Below are 14,403 nucleotides of genomic sequence, written 5' to 3' on the forward strand. Positions count from 1 at the left end.
GCAGGCGTGACCGTCGATTTCATCGCAATCTTCGATGAGATGAGATGGATGTTCCCCTGCTTGCCGCGCTTCATCTGTGGATGAAGTCAGCCATGTTGCCGCCGCACTGATCTGATGTCAGGGCGGATGTTCTGCACGCGCCGGAATCAGAAAGTGACCTGATCACTCCCAAGCCTGACTGATAGCCTCCGCGCACTTCATTTCGGAGCCGCCGATCGCTCGCGGCTAGAGCGGATGCTGCGCTGTGCTCGACTTCGGGCACCGAGCGGGATGATGCTTTGATCGTCATCGCGCTCGATCCCGCTGTTAAGTGAATCGGTTTGCTTCTTCTCGGATCGTGCCGCGCCTCAGAACTTGTATGTGATGCCGCCGCTGACGAACCACGGGTCGATGTTGACGCGCCCGGTGACGGGAATTACGCCGTTGACGGTCGCCGAATATTCCGGCCGTAGCCATAGTTTCTTCGCGTCAACGTTGATGCCCCAATGACGGTCCAACATGTAATCGAAGCCGAACTGGACTGCTGGGCCGACCTGGTTGTTGATGTGCAAATCCGTCACGGTCAGGCCGGCGAACGGCGTATTAGCTGCCGTTTGGTTGAAAAATAGGGTGTAATTGATGCCAGCGCCGATATACGGCTTGAAGGCGCCGAAGTCCGTGAAGTGATACTGCAGGGTCAGCGTCGGCGGCAGCAGCGAGGCCTTGCCGATGTTGAGCCCATTGAGCGCACCGTCGCCACTGATGTGATGCCGGCTTACACCGAGAATCAGTTCGGCGGCGACGTTCGGAGTGAAGAAGTAGGTGATGTCGAGCTCAGGGATGGCTTGATCGCTGATCGAGAGCCCGGAACTCGGCGAGGACAGGGGCGAAACGCCGATAACATTGACCGAGCTGCCCCGGGTGTCCGGCAACACGCCGAGTAGGCGCAAGCGGAGCATCCACGGATTGAACGGCTCAGCTTGTGGGGGCGCTTTGAAATAAACCGGCGCTGGCGCTGGCGCCAGATCCGCTGCGCGTAGTGGCGTGGCCATTCCACCAAGCCATGCCGCAAGCACGAGCGGTGATGCGGTAATCATCAAGATTGTTGTCGTTCTCATCAGACTCTCCGTTCTCGAACTCAGCGCGAGGAATCGCACGATGCTCTCTCACATGAACGAGGTGGCGAAGGATTTGATGCGGATCAAATCGAACTAGTCACTTCGCAATTGCGTCGTCGAGCCCATGGTCATGTACGCACCAAATCGATCTTGCACAGCGCCTGTTGTGTCGAGTGCTTGCGCGAGATCCGATATGCGCGGTACGAAATCCGGGAGCGGGAAGACCGTCGTCTCCTGCATTCTGGATAGTGTCTCTCACCCCGCGACCGTCCCAGCGCGAGCCTCTCTCCTTGTAGCTTCATGAAGCATCAGAGGGGCTATCGTCTTGACCTCGCGCCGCGGTTGGTCGATTGCTGTGATCGATCGGCATCCGCGGACAGGACGGGTCGGCTTCTTTGCGCGAGCATCGATCGAGTTCGTCTGGGATAGCCTGCCCCAGGAGCGCTCGCGCGAGCGCCTGGTTGAATCCTGCACATCTGGCGCTGCCGGCCTCAATCAGCGGGCGCCGGATCAGCAATGGATCGTCCAGCATCAGCGCGAGTGCGCTCGCCGCGTCGCAGGTGCCCGGATCGATTTCTCCCGACTTGATCCGCGGGGCGGCACGGTTGAACCAGGAAGCGACCGGCATATCCCCGAAGAAGCGACGCAGTGTCTGCGTGCACCACGGCTCATTCAAAATATCCTTGGCGATCACGTCGTGTCCTGCCGCCCTCAACGCCTGCATCTGGCGCGCATTGGTGGAGCAGCCGGGCTTTTGATAGAAAATGATTGTCGCCATGGTGGCCTGTTCGTGCACGTTGGGAACGATCAAAGGGACGCTGGCGGGTTTGAGAACGCTCGTCCTGGTCTACGGGCGGCTTGCATGGTTAGCGGCTCGATCAGCGTGTCCGGCCAGACTTGCATGATCGCGCTCCTCGGACCTGCCGAGGTGGTTTGCAGGGCGATCCGCAAGTTTCGTTCCACAGATGGGGACATCGAACTGCTGAAGGCAGGCGCGTGTTGCAGCTTGGTACTCGGATGTTCTGTTCGATTTCTGACAGGCCACCGAATCCTGTCATGTCCAAAACACCCGAGCTCTGCTGCGCTCTTGTGACGATTGTCGAACCAAATCAGGAGCTTACAAACGTCGGTAGGCACTGGCACGACGGTTGCTACTGCGATGCAGCACCACTGAGTGAGGGCTGAGTGCACGCCGACGCGCAAGACGAGCGATGCTCTCCTTCCCTTGGACCCGTGTGCCCCGTTTCTGAGAGAGAAACAAGCTCGCGCGCAAAACAGCGCGCAACGTTCGGCAAATCGGTTGATGGAGAGCAACATGTCTTCACTGAGACAAATCGCATTCTACGGCAAGGGCGGCATCGGCAAGTCGACGACTTCGCAGAATACGCTGGCAGCGCTGGCTGAGATGGGTCACAAGATCCTGATTGTGGGCTGTGACCCTAAAGCGGACTCGACCCGCTTGATCCTTCACGCCAAGGCTCAGGACACCATCTTGAGCCTCGCAGCCAGCGCCGGAAGTGTGGAGGACCTCGAACTCGAGGACGTCATGAAGATTGGCTACAAGGACATTCGCTGCGTCGAGTCAGGCGGGCCCGAGCCAGGTGTGGGCTGCGCGGGGCGCGGCGTCATTACCTCGATCAACTTCCTGGAGGAGAACGGTGCCTATGAGGGCATCGACTACGTGTCCTACGATGTGCTCGGCGACGTCGTCTGTGGCGGCTTTGCGATGCCGATCCGCGAAAACAAGGCACAAGAAATCTATATCGTGATGTCCGGTGAGATGATGGCGATGTACGCCGCCAACAACATCTCCAAAGGAATCCTCAAATATGCCAATTCCGGCGGTGTGCGGCTCGGGGGCCTGGTCTGCAACGAACGACAGACCGATAAGGAGCTGGAGTTGGCAGAGGCGCTGGCCAAGAAGCTGGGAACCACGCTGATCTATTTCGTACCGCGCGACAACATCGTACAGCACGCGGAGCTGCGCCGCATGACGGTGCTGGAGTATGCGCCCGATTCCAAGCAGGCCGATCATTATCGCAACCTCGCGACCAGGGTCCACAACAATGGCGGTAAAGGCATCATCCCGACTCCAATCTCGATGGACGAGCTCGAGGATATGCTGATGGAGCACGGCATTATGAAGCCGGTTGACGAATCCATCATTGGCAAGACCGCCGCCGAACTGGCGGCCTCGTAAAAGGCTGCGACTCGTGGCCTCGTAAGGGCACGCGAGCGGATGCCGGTCTCCCGAACCCCCATCCCCGGGAGATCGGCATTCTGGCGGAAGACCCGTCTCCGGGATGAGGACGCGGCGTGGCATGTTTGGCCGCTGTGGAGAAACCATCATGTTCGAAACGCAAACGCTTCCGTTCTCGGCCGGCGGGACGACCGACGCGAGCGAGGACCTTCATACGGGAATGGCCGCCTACCGCCTGCTCACTGGAGTGGCGCCCGCAGACGCCGACATTACCAGCGACAGAGATTTCGATCGTCATGTGCTGGCATCGATTCTGTCCGTTGCCACGATGGATGGTGGTCTACTTGCCGAGAAGGCTGGCCTGTCGTGCCACGAACTTGCTGCCGTGCTCGATCAATACTTCCCGTCAATCCAGATCGAAGTCGAGGAGCCGATCTCGAACTTTGAGTGCGACGGGGCCGACGAGATCGCAATGGTGCGTGACCTTCTGCTCGCGCAACGATCGACGAACGGAGATATCGGCCGCTGGCTGGCTGCAATGATCGCGCGCCGCGCCATAGAGCCAAACCACCTGTGGGAGGATCTTGGATTGCGCAATCGTGGCGAGCTCTCTCGGCTCCTCAACCGCCATTTCGCGCCGCTCGCCGCGCGCAATATCAACAATATGCGATGGAAGCGCTTCTTCTATCGCATGCTGTGCGAAGATGATGGCCTCCTGATGTGCACGACGCCGGTATGCACACAATGCAACGACTTCAGTGTCTGCTTTGGCGATGAAAGCGGCGAGAGCCGGATGGCCGAACGCCGACGCGACGTTTTGCTGCGGGCGGCTCCCTGATCTCAAGCCCACTTAGGGCACGCACAAGTCTGGTGTTCCTGGCGATTTCTCCACCCACGCAAGCCGCGTTAGCTCGAGCTCAGCGTGACAAGAATTGAATTGAGGCGTCGACATTGTAACGCTGTCGCGTTTGCGACACTCGGCTCACTACGAAAGGGTTGAGTTGTCAATGACTTGAGGAGAGGGCGGCGTGGCATGGCGGTTGCTGAAACGCTGCTTGATCAAACACGGTAAGGAGTTGTCGTGATCGCTGCCACTGCCAAACCTTCCTGGTCCGAGATGACACGGGCCACGCCGATCGTGCTCAATGACACGACCCTGCGCGACGGCGAACAGGCGCCTGGCGTTGCGTTCAGCGCGGATGAGAAGCTCGCGATCGCGCAGGCGCTGGCGCGGGCAGGAGTCACGGAGCTCGAGGCAGGAACGCCCGCCATGGGCGGTGAGGAGATTGCTGCCATCCGCACCATTGTCGAGGCGGCTCTTCCGCTGACCACGATTGGCTGGTGCCGGATGCGTGAAGCCGATGTCGACGCGGCGATCGAGGCAAAGCTGTCCATGGTCAATATGTCGATCCCGGCCTCCGATGTGCAGATCGCCGCCAAGATCGGCGGCAGTCGCCAGCTGGCGCTCGAACGGGTGAAGCAGGTGGTGGGTTACGCCCGTGAGCGGGGGCTTGAGGTCGCGGTCGGCGGAGAGGACGCCTCCCGCGCCGATATCGAATTTCTCAAGCGGCTGATCGCAGCCGCAGAAGCCGCGGGTGCGCGGCGATTTCGTATTGCCGATACGCTCAGTGTGCTCGATCCCGATTCCACCTATGCCCTGGTCGGGGAGCTACGCGCGGCCGCGAATCTTGAGCTCGAATTTCACGGCCACGATGATCTCGGGCTTGCGACCGCAAATACGCTTGCAGCCATCAAGGGCGGCGCGAGCCATGCCTCGGTGACCGTCATCGGACTGGGCGAGCGGGCCGGAAATGCCCCGCTGGAGGAAGTCGCGGTGGCACTTCAACAGCTCTACGGAGTCGAGACCGGCATCATTCTGTCGGAACTCGAGAACGTCGCGACCGTGGTCGCGGCCGCGGCGGCGCGTACGATTCCGCTGAATAAGGCGATCGTGGGTGAGCACGTGTTCACTCATGAATCAGGTATTCATGTCGATGGCCTGTTGAAGGATCAACGCACCTATCAGTCGCTTGATCCCCACCTGTTCGGTCGCTCCAACCGCTTTGCGATCGGAAAGCATTCCGGGCTTTCGGCAATCACCTTGCTGCTCGACGAATTGCAGCTTGCAGCCAACGCCGATCAAGCAAGGCAGATACTTTCGCGCGTGCAAAAGCATGCCATCGCGCACAAACTGCCGGTTCAGCGCGAGACGGTGATTTCCATCTGGCGCGACGTCTGCGAACACCCTTGAGGCGGCGATGTCCAGCATTGTCGCTTGCGAACGCTTCGAAAAAGCCGCCGCACGCCGAGCGCAGTCTTCGATCTCGTTGATCGGCGAAAATAGTGTAGCCGTCCGCTCGTGCTTGCGCGGCGCGCTCCGTGGACTCCAGAGCTTTTGGTCCTGTGGCGGTCCACCGGCCAAGGCAACCGACAGGTGCCGCCGAGCCTCGAAAGGCTGCGTCGTACTCGGCCCGGACGTCGAGAGGATCCCTCCCTCGACGGGCGGCAAAGGCGCGGGTCAATGCAAATTCTCCGGCCATCGCGCATGCTCAACGCTACGCCACTGTGCGCGATCTTCTGACATGCCTGCGGCCGCAAGGCGGTCATTTCCGGCCTGCTCACCTCGAGCGTTACTGTCAGCTGATCACGACTCCTGCCGGCGATGTCATCGCCATTCCGGTCCATTTATTCGAACTTTTACAGGCGTGGTCGAGCGATATCTAGCGCCTGCGCGAGGAGCGACTGTATCGAGAGCATCAGGCTTTGCCGGATTTCAACGAGCCACCGGCGGCCCAACCCGACGGAGATTTTTCGATGAACGGCGCACAGGGAACAGGCAGCATCCTGGATCGACTCGACGAAGCCTCCTCGGCGGAAGACTTTTTTGCACTGCTCGGCGTTCCCTACGACCCCAAGATCCTCAATGTCGCGCGCCTGCATGTCTTAAGGCGCATGGGGCAATATCTCGCCAAGGAACAATTCGCTGGGGTCGCGGAGGCGGAGGTGACGGAGCGTTGCAAGGCGATGCTGGAGCGGGCCTACGCCGATTTTGTGGCGTCATCGCCGATCGAGCAGCGGGTCTTCAAGGTGTTGAAGGATGCAGTCGTCGAACCGAAGAAGCCGGCGGCATTCGTGCCGCTGAGTGCACTGAAGTAGTCCTGGGCATCACGTCGCTGCCCTCAATGGGCGTTGTTTCGGCGTGTTACGTCGTCTTCGCTTTCATCCGGATCGGCTGCGCGGCGAAATACAAGGCGGTGCTGTCACATTCCGGACCGATGTCCGGAGTCGTCGTGTCGGCGATCGTGACTACGCCGTCCAATCAGCCTCAAGCGGTTGCTTTGACACATGATTTTCGGCGGCCTCGCAACTGGTATGGCGCTTGCTGTCCGGCAGTCTGTTATCGACGCCGACGCTACAGACTTGGCAAGGTCCGAAGAGAGTTAAGGAAGATCAATGACGTTTCTTTCACTGCTCGCCGCTCGCGCCGCATCAGTTTGCGGACCAAAGCTTGCGTTCGAAATCGCCTTTGACGCGGTCGAGGCCGGGCTTGGCCGGAAGGTGGTGGCCAATGGGTCGTTCCTGCACCCGCGCAACAGCTGGAGAAAACATGCATAACGTCGTGTATATCAAGTCGGTCCTCGGTTCGGCGCAGTCCCGCGTCCAGCGCTTGACTAACAGCATCAAATGTCGAGGGAAGCGGCCGCAGACGGCTTGCTCGTCCGGCGCCACGCACGAACGTCACAAGCGGCTCAGCAGCAACGTCACATGGCTCGCCACGTCGTATGCGGCGCGCTGTGCCGCGGCTGGGGTGCAAGCATCTCGCGCAAGGCGCACTTGCCTGGCCGATCGTGCCGGACGTGATCTGCCAGATTCGACGCGGTTGCAGGGGCGGCGCGGTGCCAGCGGTGACGCTCGTCGTGAAACGGAGTGGGCAGGGTCTGCTGTCGAGAAAAGCTCGAACTACGATCCGCGCGGTACGGCCGCCATCGTCAAGCGCCTCCTTACTCACCGCGCCTGCACCGGGAAGACAGGCCCCGTGCAGACTGCCGAGAAGCTGTCAGATGCTGATCAGGTCCATCTTCGGGGACGACCCGGCAGGAAGACTAATCTTATGGCGCAGGTGCGCAGGTTCTGAGGGGAATTCATAGATATGAGCAAAGTCACTCAAGCCGCGATGCCGGCCGCAGGCGGTCGCGCAGCAGCCAAAAAAGAACTGCCGGAGCATTTCAAGGCCTACAAGCATGTCTGGGTCTTCGTCGAGCAGGAGCGCGGTCAAGTGCATCCCGTCTCCTGGGAGCTCATGGGCGCCGGCCGACGGCTCGCCGACAGGCTGAATGTCGATCTCGCCGCCGTTGTCATCGGTCCGGAAGGAGAGACCACGCGTAACGCCGCCCTTGAAGCCTTCTGCTACGGCGCCGATCTGAGTTATCTCGTCTCCGATAGTGTGCTGGCAGAGTATCGCAACGAATCCTATACCAAGGCGCTAACCGATCTCGTCAACACCTATAAGCCCGAGATCTTGCTGTTGGGAGCGACCACCCTCGGCCGCGACCTTGCGGGTTCTGTCGCGACCACGCTATTGACCGGGCTCACCGCCGATTGCACCGCCCTCGAAGTCGATGCCGATGGTTCGCTTGCGGCCACGCGTCCGACCTTTGGCGGTTCGCTGCTTTGCACGATCTATACGTTGAATTACAGGCCGCAGATGGCAACAGTCCGCCCGCGCGTCATGCCGATGCCCGAGCGCGTGATGCGCGATGCCGCCCGCATCATCATCCATCCGCTCGGTCTCATTGAAGACAGTATTGTCACCAAGGTGCTGTCGTTTATCCCAGATCGCGATTCCGAAACATCCAAGCTCGCTTATGCCGATGTCGTGGTAGCCGGCGGCCTAGGGCTTGGATCGTCGGAGAACTTCGAGCTGGTGCGCCAACTCGCAGGCGTGCTTGGCGCCGAATATGGTTGCTCGCGCCCTCTGGTCCAGAAGGGTTGGGTTCACTCTGAGCGCCAGATCGGCCAAACCGGCAAGACCATCCGACCAAAGCTCTATATTGCTGCCGGCATTTCCGGCGCGATCCAGCACAGGGTCGGCGTGGAGGGCGCCGATCTGATCGTCGCGATCAATACCGACAAGAACGCCCCGATCTTCGATTTTGCCCATATCGCGATCGTCAATGACGCCATGCAGTTGTTACCGTCGTTGACGGCGGCATTTCGAGCGCGGCTTTTGCCACAGTCGCGCGCCCGGATCGCAAGCTAGAGGAGATTGTCATGATCCAGGAGAGATTCGATGCGATCGTTGTCGGGGCCGGCATGGCTGGAAACGCTGCGGCGCTGACCATGGCCGAACGCGGGATGAAGGTCCTGCAGCTCGAGCGCGGCGAATATGCCGGATCGAAGAACGTCCAGGGCGCGATCCTCTATGCCGATATGATGGAAAAGCTGATACCCGACTTTCGCGAGGACGCGCCGCTCGAACGTCATTTGGTGGAGCAGCGGTTTTGGATGATGGACGATCGGTCCCACGTCGGCATGCATTACCGCTCCGAAGACTTCAACGAGGAGCGGCCAAACCGCTACACCATCATCCGCGCGCAGTTCGACAAATGGTTCTCGTCGAAAGTGCGGGAGGCTGGCGCGACCGTTCTGTATGAGACCACGGCCACCGAGCTTGTACGAGACAATTACGGGAAAGTCAGAGGTGTTCGGACGGATCGCCGTGACGGTGAAATCCAAGCCGACGTCGTTGTGCTGGCGGAAGGCGTCAATGGCCTGCTCGGGACGCGCGCGGGCTTGCGTGCGCGGCCGACACCCGACAAAGTGGCACTCGCGGTGAAGGAAATGCACTTTTTGCCACGCGAGACGATCGAGGCTCGTTTCAATCTCAAGGACGACGAAGGCGTCGTGATCGAGGCGGCGGGAACCATTTCCCGCGGCATGACCGGGATGGGCTTTATCTATGCCAACAAGGAGTCCATTTCGCTCGGCATTGGCTGTCTTGTCGCCGACTTCCAGCGGACCGGCGAGACACCCTACGGGCTGTTGGATCACTTCAAGAAGCATCCGTCCGTGGCATCGTTGATCGCAGGCTCCGAGGTCAAGGAATATTCCGCGCATCTCATTCCCGAGGGCGGATATAGGGCAATCCCGCAGCTCTACGGAGAGGGCTGGGTGGTGGTGGGCGACGCCGCGCAATTCAACAACGCGGTTCATCGCGAAGGCTCCAACCTCGCGATGACCTCAGGCCGCATCGCGGCCGAAGCGATTTCTCAGGTGAAATCGCGCCGCGATGGCATGACCGCAAAAAATCTGTCGCTCTACAAGAAAATGCTGGACGAGTCCTTCGTGATCAAGGATCTCAAGAAGTACAAGGATTTACCGCGGCTGATGCATACCAATTGCCAAAGCTTCTTTCTCACCTATCCGCAGCTCGTCTCCCGCGCAATGCAGAACTTCGTGCGCGTCGATGGTACGCCGAAGGTCGATAAGGAGAAAGTGACAATCAAATCCTTCGTCAAGGCGCGGTCCTGGACAGGCCTGTTCGGAGATGCCGTCCGTTTTGCTCGCGCGTGGCGCTGACGAGCAATGTCGAAGCTGGACAAAGGAGACTGGAACATGAATGCCGAGCAGTCGGTACGCGTCGAGGACAAGTTATACTACAATCGCTATCTCGTCGATGTCGGTCGCCCGCACGTCAAGGTCCGCCGGCACACGACGCCGTCGCCGCAGCTGCTTGCACTTTTGAGAGCCTGCCCCGCGCGCTGCTACGAACTCAACGACAAGGGCCAGGTCGAAGTCGCGGTCGACGGCTGCATTGAATGCGGTACCTGCCGCGTGATCGCCGAACCGACTGGCGACATCGAATGGAACTATCCGCGCGGCGGATATGGGGTGCTATTCAAATTCGGCTGAAAGGTGCACGAAACGGGGGAGTGATCTCCGTCTCGAACGGTAGTCACCGACGCACCCATTCTGCCTGGCCAGGCTCGTGCGCGGAAGGCGAGAGTTCGAGCAGGGCTCGAATGGTGGAGCGCTCTTGCAAGCCGCGCCTTGGCTATCTGCCTTTCACTCCGGCGCCGCGAATAGCTGGAGAGGGCCGATCACCCGTCGCGGCAGGCAGCTCGGGCCCGGCCGCTTCGATCGCAACCGCAACTGACTGCACGACGGCGGCAAAGCGCACCGCCGTCTGAATTGCTTCGGAACTGACGCCTGCTGCCCGCAGCGCCTTCTCGTGGGCGTCGAGACAGGTGCCGCAGCCGTTGATCGCCGAAACTGCCAGCGACCACAGCTCGAAATCGGATTTGTCTACCCCGGGATTGCCGATCACGTTCATACGCAGCCTCGCCGCCATCGTCTTGTATTCCGGGTTGGAAGCCAGGTGCACGAAGCGGTAGTAGACGTTGTTCATCGCCATCACGCAGGCTGCGGATTTTGCCGCGGTGATCGCCTCTGGCCGCATCACGGCGGCCGCGGCCGACTCCATCGCGGCGATCACGGCCGGATGACGAGTGGCGATCGCGCTCGCCAGCAGCAGTCCATACTGGCGCTGCGGTGACAGCGTCTCATCGGCCACCAAGGACGCCAGGTTGAGCCGGACATCCTTGGCGAAGTCAGGGATTTTCTCTTTCAGTTGCTCGATCGATGACATGCCGCCTCAAGCAACTTTCAAGGTTTCGCCACCGATCTCGCGGTTGCAGGGACAGAGCTCGTCGGTTTGCAGCGCGTCCAAAACGCGTAACGTGTCCTTAGGGCTACGGCCGACATTGAGGTTCGTGGCATAGAGGTGCTGGATGGTGTTGTCGGGGTCAGCGATAAAGGTGTAGCGATAGGCGACACCGTCTGGCGAACGCACGCCGAGGCCGTCGACAAGCGCTCCCTTGGTGTCGGCAAACTGCCAGATAGGCAAATTGCGCAGGTCCTCGTGCGCGCGCCGCCAGGCCAGCTTGCAGAACTCGTTGTCCGTCGAGCCACCGAGCACGACCGCCTCACGATCGGCAAAGTCTTTGGACAGCCGAGCAAACTCGGCGATCTCGGTCGGGCAGACGAAGGTAAAGTCCTTGGGATAGAAGAAGATGATCTTCCATTTCCCCGGGAAGCTCTTTTCAGTCAGCGTCTCGAACGCGCTCTGTCCTTCTTCTTCGTGCGCGTGAAACCCGGGCTTCACGCCAGTGATTTCGAACGGTGGCAACTTACAACCAATTCCGAGCATGCTTGTCCTCACTAAAATTGCTCCGCAGGGATCCTGAAGCATGGGCGAAGCAAGCGACATGCCATTTGTTCGCAAGATGCAATTGTCGACGGTGCAGCAAGGAAGGCGCATCATGGGCGTTGGAACCCCAGTTTGGCTTAGAACTGCCTTCACCCGGATCAAGACGAGTTGCGGTCGCGGACGCCTTTGAGCCAGGAGTCGAAGCGATGCGTCCGTCTAAGTCGAGTGCTGACGCGGTCGTAGGGCTTCACAGGGCGGAACCCAACACAGCCGGGTTTGCCGGGCCCGCGCTGAACAGCACGCCCGTAAATACAACTCGTCACGTCATGAATGAAAGAGTTTAAGGCTGCTTCCGCAGATGACGAGTGAATCGGCCGGATCGTCGGGGATCCGCCGTCGTCGATCGCGTCGGGACCGTGATCAGCCTGTCGGGTATGATCGTTCCCAGATGGCTGTGGCTGGAATTGTGTACGCGGATGGCCGCCAGGTGCTTGTCGACACGGTTCCACCATCGCGCCATGCATTGGCGCTCGCACGCAAGCGTCGTGAAGGCGTCCCCGGTGAAAGCCCGCCAGTCAGCAAGACATTTTGCGGGGACGGCCGTAAGAAGTGGCAAGCCATGCACGATCGCATCAGAAAATTCGGCGCGTAGGCCCTGGCCCAATGCCTCCTGGCTGGAGAATTTGTTGATCACGATAAGATCGGCGTTCTCGTTGATCGCCCGGGATACGACGCTTGCGGCTTCGGCAAGTCCACTCGTATCGAGCTTGCAGGAGGTCGCTCCTGTCCCCAGGGATTGACAGATCGAAATCTCGCGTCCTGTCGCAATGTCGACCGCGAGCATGATCGTCGTGCCCTTTGCGTTCTCGACGTATCGTTGGACAATCCCGCCGACTCGTGCGCCTTGATGAGCGAGATCCTGAGCAAAGTCGGCGAGCAGGGCATCGACGTGGTCTTCGGGCCGGTAGAGAATGGCGGCCAAGAAATTTGGATCGATCTCGCCAAATGCGGTGGTCATGGTTTGATCCTATTGTTGCTCATTCGCCCGCGTCGCAGCCGCCACGGCGCGCGGTGACGGATCGAAGGCAGCGACCGGCAAGAAGCGCGCGACTTCGGCGAAAACGTCCATCCCGTCGGAGAGCCCCAGGGCATCGAAGGATCGACGCGGAATGCGCGCCAGAATCTGGGCGGCTGAGCCTCCAATTTCGAGCGCGAGCACCAACGTGGCCTCAGCCGCGTCGAACGGCATCGAGGCTTTGATGCGTGCCGGAATGATATTGAGGATCGAGCTCGCGCGCGGCGCCTCGCGCGCGACGCTGACGTCACGGGCCGCAATGCGCAGCCGTCGCCGGGTGCCTGGCGCAAGCGGCGTCCCGGGCACCAACAGGCGCGCGCCTTTGAGGCGCAGGATGATTAATCCATATCGTCCGTCGTAGCCGCTGACGACAGCGTCAAGACTGACTGCGGCATCGCGGCGCGAGGCAAGTGGCAGGGCAGGATCGCTTTGCAAGGCCTGTAACGGGCCAGCAGCGGTCACGGTTCCATGTTCCATCATGACCAGATGATCGGCAAAATGTTCTATATCGGCCGCATGATGGCTGAGATAGATCATTGGCAGTGTAGGATTTTCGTGCAACCGCTCAAGGAATGGACGAATCTCTCGATTTTGCGCAGCGAGCAAATCCTCCACCACGAGGAGCTGGGGTTTTGACAACAAGGCGGAGCCTATCGCGACACGTTGCCGTTCGTCGGCCGACAGAGTTGAGGCCGAGCGGTCAAGCAGCGACGCCAGGCCAAGCAGTTCGACCACTTCATTGCAGTCAACCTTGGTTGGTGTGGACTTGGCGGCGGCGTAAAGCAAGTTGCGTCTGACGGACAGCTGCGAAAACAGGATCGGGCGCTGGGCAACATAGGCGACGGGGCGCAGATGCGGCGGGCGGAACCTGGCCTCGTCCTGCCACACCTCACCATCGAGCGCACAGAAGCCGGCCGGCAGGCGCGTAAAGCCGGCGATGCAGCGCGCGACGGTCTTCTTGCCGCAACCTGGCGGGCCGACGATCGCGGTTATACCCTTGGCCGGTACGCTAAACTGCGCATCAAGCGGGATGCGCCCGCGAGAGCCGCTGAACGCAACTTCGATACAGCCTGGTTTTGCTGCTCTCACTTGTCGGCGCTCATGCTGCAAATTTCGATTAAGGCAACGAGCAGGATCACCGCAAGCAGCAAGATCAGCGTGCCGCCAACGAGCCAGTTCGTTTCGCTCCAGCGTGACGTCTGCATCACGGCGATGCCATAAGGCGCGGCCGCAGCATTGCAGGTTGACAGCTGTACGATAGGCGGCGCTTTGAATAGTTCCGTGCCGTTTACGAGGGCCGCAGTCGAGCGCCGCAACGCGTGCCGGCCGATCACACAGCTGAACAAGGTTTTCGCACTTGTGGGACGATGCTCGACCAGTCCGATCGGACGCAGCACCGCTTGTGGGGCCTGGCCGCATTGCCCGCGGGTCGTGATAAAGTCAAAGGTGGCCTCGCGCCCTGCGTTTTTGCAACGTGCCGCAATGACGTCGGCTGGCCGTGTGGACTGCGGGCCTATCACCAAAGTACGGTTTATTGCCAGCGCATCTGCGTGCACAGGCTGCGTCAGAGTTGCATCGATTGGGATCAATTGACCAGGCTCATCGCGACTCCAGAAGCCGGTACTGCAACCGCTCTTGCCGCTGCAGCACCTTGCGCCCCATCCCAGCAAGCTTCGTGCCGCTCGAGCAATACTGTGCCGAACCGTTTTCGCGCCAATCGAACCGAGGACAGGTGGCTCAGCGCCGTACTCTCGAATGGCTGCGCGTTATGCTCGGGTCTTCGACGTTGCAGTCCTCCAACCGCATATCGCGGATGGGAGAG

The 14,403-nt window shown here is 60.4% G+C and carries 15 protein-coding genes; 8 read left to right on the forward strand and 7 right to left on the reverse strand.

Features of this window, described 5'->3' with window-relative positions; translation table 11 throughout:
• Window positions 1–347 precede the first annotated feature (347 nt).
• Entirely contained in the window at window positions 348–1,097 is a 750-nt protein-coding gene (locus tag P6U30_RS09575) for an OmpW/AlkL family protein (protein ID WP_407169067.1), read from the reverse strand.
• A 298-nt stretch (window positions 1,098–1,395) separates the two neighbouring features.
• A complete protein-coding gene (locus P6U30_RS09580) occupies window positions 1,396–1,875 on the reverse strand; it encodes an ArsC/Spx/MgsR family protein (RefSeq protein WP_280980785.1) in 480 nt (159 codons plus the stop codon).
• A 537-nt stretch (window positions 1,876–2,412) separates the two neighbouring features.
• Between P6U30_RS09580 and nifH the strand changes: the two genes are divergently transcribed.
• The 8 genes from nifH (at window position 2,413) to P6U30_RS09620 (ending at window position 10,209) form a co-directional block, all read left to right on the forward strand.
• Window positions 2,413–3,297: a nitrogenase iron protein gene (gene nifH / locus P6U30_RS09585; RefSeq protein WP_280978230.1), complete on the forward strand. Its 885-nt coding sequence runs from the start codon at window positions 2,413–2,415 to the stop codon at window positions 3,295–3,297.
• Between the two features lie 148 nt (window positions 3,298–3,445).
• On the forward strand, window positions 3,446–4,135 hold the full coding sequence (locus P6U30_RS09590) for a nitrogen fixation protein NifQ (RefSeq protein ID WP_280973434.1): 690 nt from the start codon (window positions 3,446–3,448) through the stop codon (window positions 4,133–4,135).
• Between the two features lie 279 nt (window positions 4,136–4,414).
• Window positions 4,415–5,548, forward strand: coding sequence for a homocitrate synthase (gene nifV, locus P6U30_RS09595; RefSeq protein ID WP_280984940.1), 1,134 nt, complete (start codon window positions 4,415–4,417; stop codon window positions 5,546–5,548).
• Between the two features lie 563 nt (window positions 5,549–6,111).
• Window positions 6,112–6,453 (forward strand): nitrogenase stabilizing/protective protein NifW, encoded by a 342-nt coding sequence (nifW, locus tag P6U30_RS09600; protein WP_280973433.1) that lies wholly within the window; start codon window positions 6,112–6,114, stop codon window positions 6,451–6,453.
• 297 nt (window positions 6,454–6,750) lie between these two features.
• Window positions 6,751–6,912, forward strand: coding sequence for a hypothetical protein (locus P6U30_RS09605; RefSeq protein WP_280973432.1), 162 nt, complete (start codon window positions 6,751–6,753; stop codon window positions 6,910–6,912).
• 535 nt (window positions 6,913–7,447) lie between these two features.
• On the forward strand, window positions 7,448–8,557 hold the full coding sequence (locus tag P6U30_RS09610) for an electron transfer flavoprotein subunit alpha/FixB family protein (protein ID WP_280973431.1): 1,110 nt from the start codon (window positions 7,448–7,450) through the stop codon (window positions 8,555–8,557).
• Window positions 8,558–8,568: 11 nt separating this feature from the next.
• Window positions 8,569–9,876, forward strand: coding sequence for an FAD-dependent oxidoreductase (locus P6U30_RS09615; RefSeq protein ID WP_280980782.1), 1,308 nt, complete (start codon window positions 8,569–8,571; stop codon window positions 9,874–9,876).
• A 36-nt stretch (window positions 9,877–9,912) separates the two neighbouring features.
• Window positions 9,913–10,209 carry a ferredoxin family protein gene (locus P6U30_RS09620; RefSeq protein WP_280980781.1) on the forward strand — a complete coding sequence of 99 codons (297 nt, stop codon included), beginning with the start codon at window positions 9,913–9,915 and terminating at the stop codon, window positions 10,207–10,209.
• A 142-nt stretch (window positions 10,210–10,351) separates the two neighbouring features.
• On the opposite strand, the gene P6U30_RS09625 is transcribed toward P6U30_RS09620, so the two are convergent.
• From P6U30_RS09625 to P6U30_RS09645, 5 genes are all read right to left on the reverse strand, one after another.
• On the reverse strand, window positions 10,352–10,945 hold the full coding sequence (locus P6U30_RS09625) for a carboxymuconolactone decarboxylase family protein (protein WP_280973428.1): 594 nt from the start codon (window positions 10,943–10,945) through the stop codon (window positions 10,352–10,354).
• Window positions 10,946–10,951: 6 nt separating this feature from the next.
• The gene (locus P6U30_RS09630) at window positions 10,952–11,506 is read right to left on the reverse strand and encodes a peroxiredoxin (RefSeq protein WP_280973427.1); all 555 of its coding nucleotides are present in this window, start codon (window positions 11,504–11,506) and stop codon (window positions 10,952–10,954) included.
• A 340-nt stretch (window positions 11,507–11,846) separates the two neighbouring features.
• A complete protein-coding gene (locus tag P6U30_RS09635; protein ID WP_407169068.1) occupies window positions 11,847–12,524 on the reverse strand; it encodes a DUF2478 domain-containing protein in 678 nt (225 codons plus the stop codon).
• Window positions 12,525–12,533: 9 nt separating this feature from the next.
• The gene (gene modC, locus P6U30_RS09640; RefSeq protein WP_280980779.1) at window positions 12,534–13,670 is read right to left on the reverse strand and encodes a molybdenum ABC transporter ATP-binding protein; all 1,137 of its coding nucleotides are present in this window, start codon (window positions 13,668–13,670) and stop codon (window positions 12,534–12,536) included.
• Window positions 13,667–14,170 (reverse strand): hypothetical protein, encoded by a 504-nt coding sequence (locus tag P6U30_RS09645; RefSeq protein ID WP_280973424.1) that lies wholly within the window; start codon window positions 14,168–14,170, stop codon window positions 13,667–13,669. The genes modC and P6U30_RS09645 overlap by 4 nt, the downstream gene beginning before the upstream one ends.
• Window positions 14,171–14,403: the final 233 nt, after the last annotated feature.

It is taken from the genome of Bradyrhizobium sp. ORS 111 (assembly GCF_045571485.1).
In the GTDB taxonomy this organism is placed as follows: Bacteria; Pseudomonadota; Alphaproteobacteria; order Rhizobiales; family Xanthobacteraceae; genus Bradyrhizobium.

What these genes read in the sequence shown, in the direction of transcription:
- P6U30_RS09575 (WP_407169067.1), bottom strand. Translation starts at nt 1,097, where the DNA reads ATGAGAACGACAACAATCTTGATGATTACCGCATCACCGCTCGTGCTT.
- P6U30_RS09620 (WP_280980781.1), top strand. Translation starts at nt 9,913, where the DNA reads ATGAATGCCGAGCAGTCGGTACGCGTCGAGGACAAGTTATACTACAAT.
- P6U30_RS09625 (WP_280973428.1), bottom strand. Translation starts at nt 10,945, where the DNA reads ATGTCATCGATCGAGCAACTGAAAGAGAAAATCCCTGACTTCGCCAAG.
- P6U30_RS09630 (WP_280973427.1), bottom strand. Translation starts at nt 11,506, where the DNA reads ATGCTCGGAATTGGTTGTAAGTTGCCACCGTTCGAAATCACTGGCGTG.
- nifV (WP_280984940.1), top strand. Translation starts at nt 4,415, where the DNA reads ATGACACGGGCCACGCCGATCGTGCTCAATGACACGACCCTGCGCGAC.
- P6U30_RS09635 (WP_407169068.1), bottom strand. Translation starts at nt 12,524, where the DNA reads ATGACCACCGCATTTGGCGAGATCGATCCAAATTTCTTGGCCGCCATT.
- nifW (WP_280973433.1), top strand. Translation starts at nt 6,112, where the DNA reads ATGAACGGCGCACAGGGAACAGGCAGCATCCTGGATCGACTCGACGAA.
- P6U30_RS09590 (WP_280973434.1), top strand. Translation starts at nt 3,446, where the DNA reads ATGTTCGAAACGCAAACGCTTCCGTTCTCGGCCGGCGGGACGACCGAC.
- nifH (WP_280978230.1), top strand. Translation starts at nt 2,413, where the DNA reads ATGTCTTCACTGAGACAAATCGCATTCTACGGCAAGGGCGGCATCGGC.
- P6U30_RS09580 (WP_280980785.1), bottom strand. Translation starts at nt 1,875, where the DNA reads ATGGCGACAATCATTTTCTATCAAAAGCCCGGCTGCTCCACCAATGCG.
- P6U30_RS09605 (WP_280973432.1), top strand. Translation starts at nt 6,751, where the DNA reads ATGACGTTTCTTTCACTGCTCGCCGCTCGCGCCGCATCAGTTTGCGGA.
- P6U30_RS09610 (WP_280973431.1), top strand. Translation starts at nt 7,448, where the DNA reads ATGAGCAAAGTCACTCAAGCCGCGATGCCGGCCGCAGGCGGTCGCGCA.
- P6U30_RS09615 (WP_280980782.1), top strand. Translation starts at nt 8,569, where the DNA reads ATGATCCAGGAGAGATTCGATGCGATCGTTGTCGGGGCCGGCATGGCT.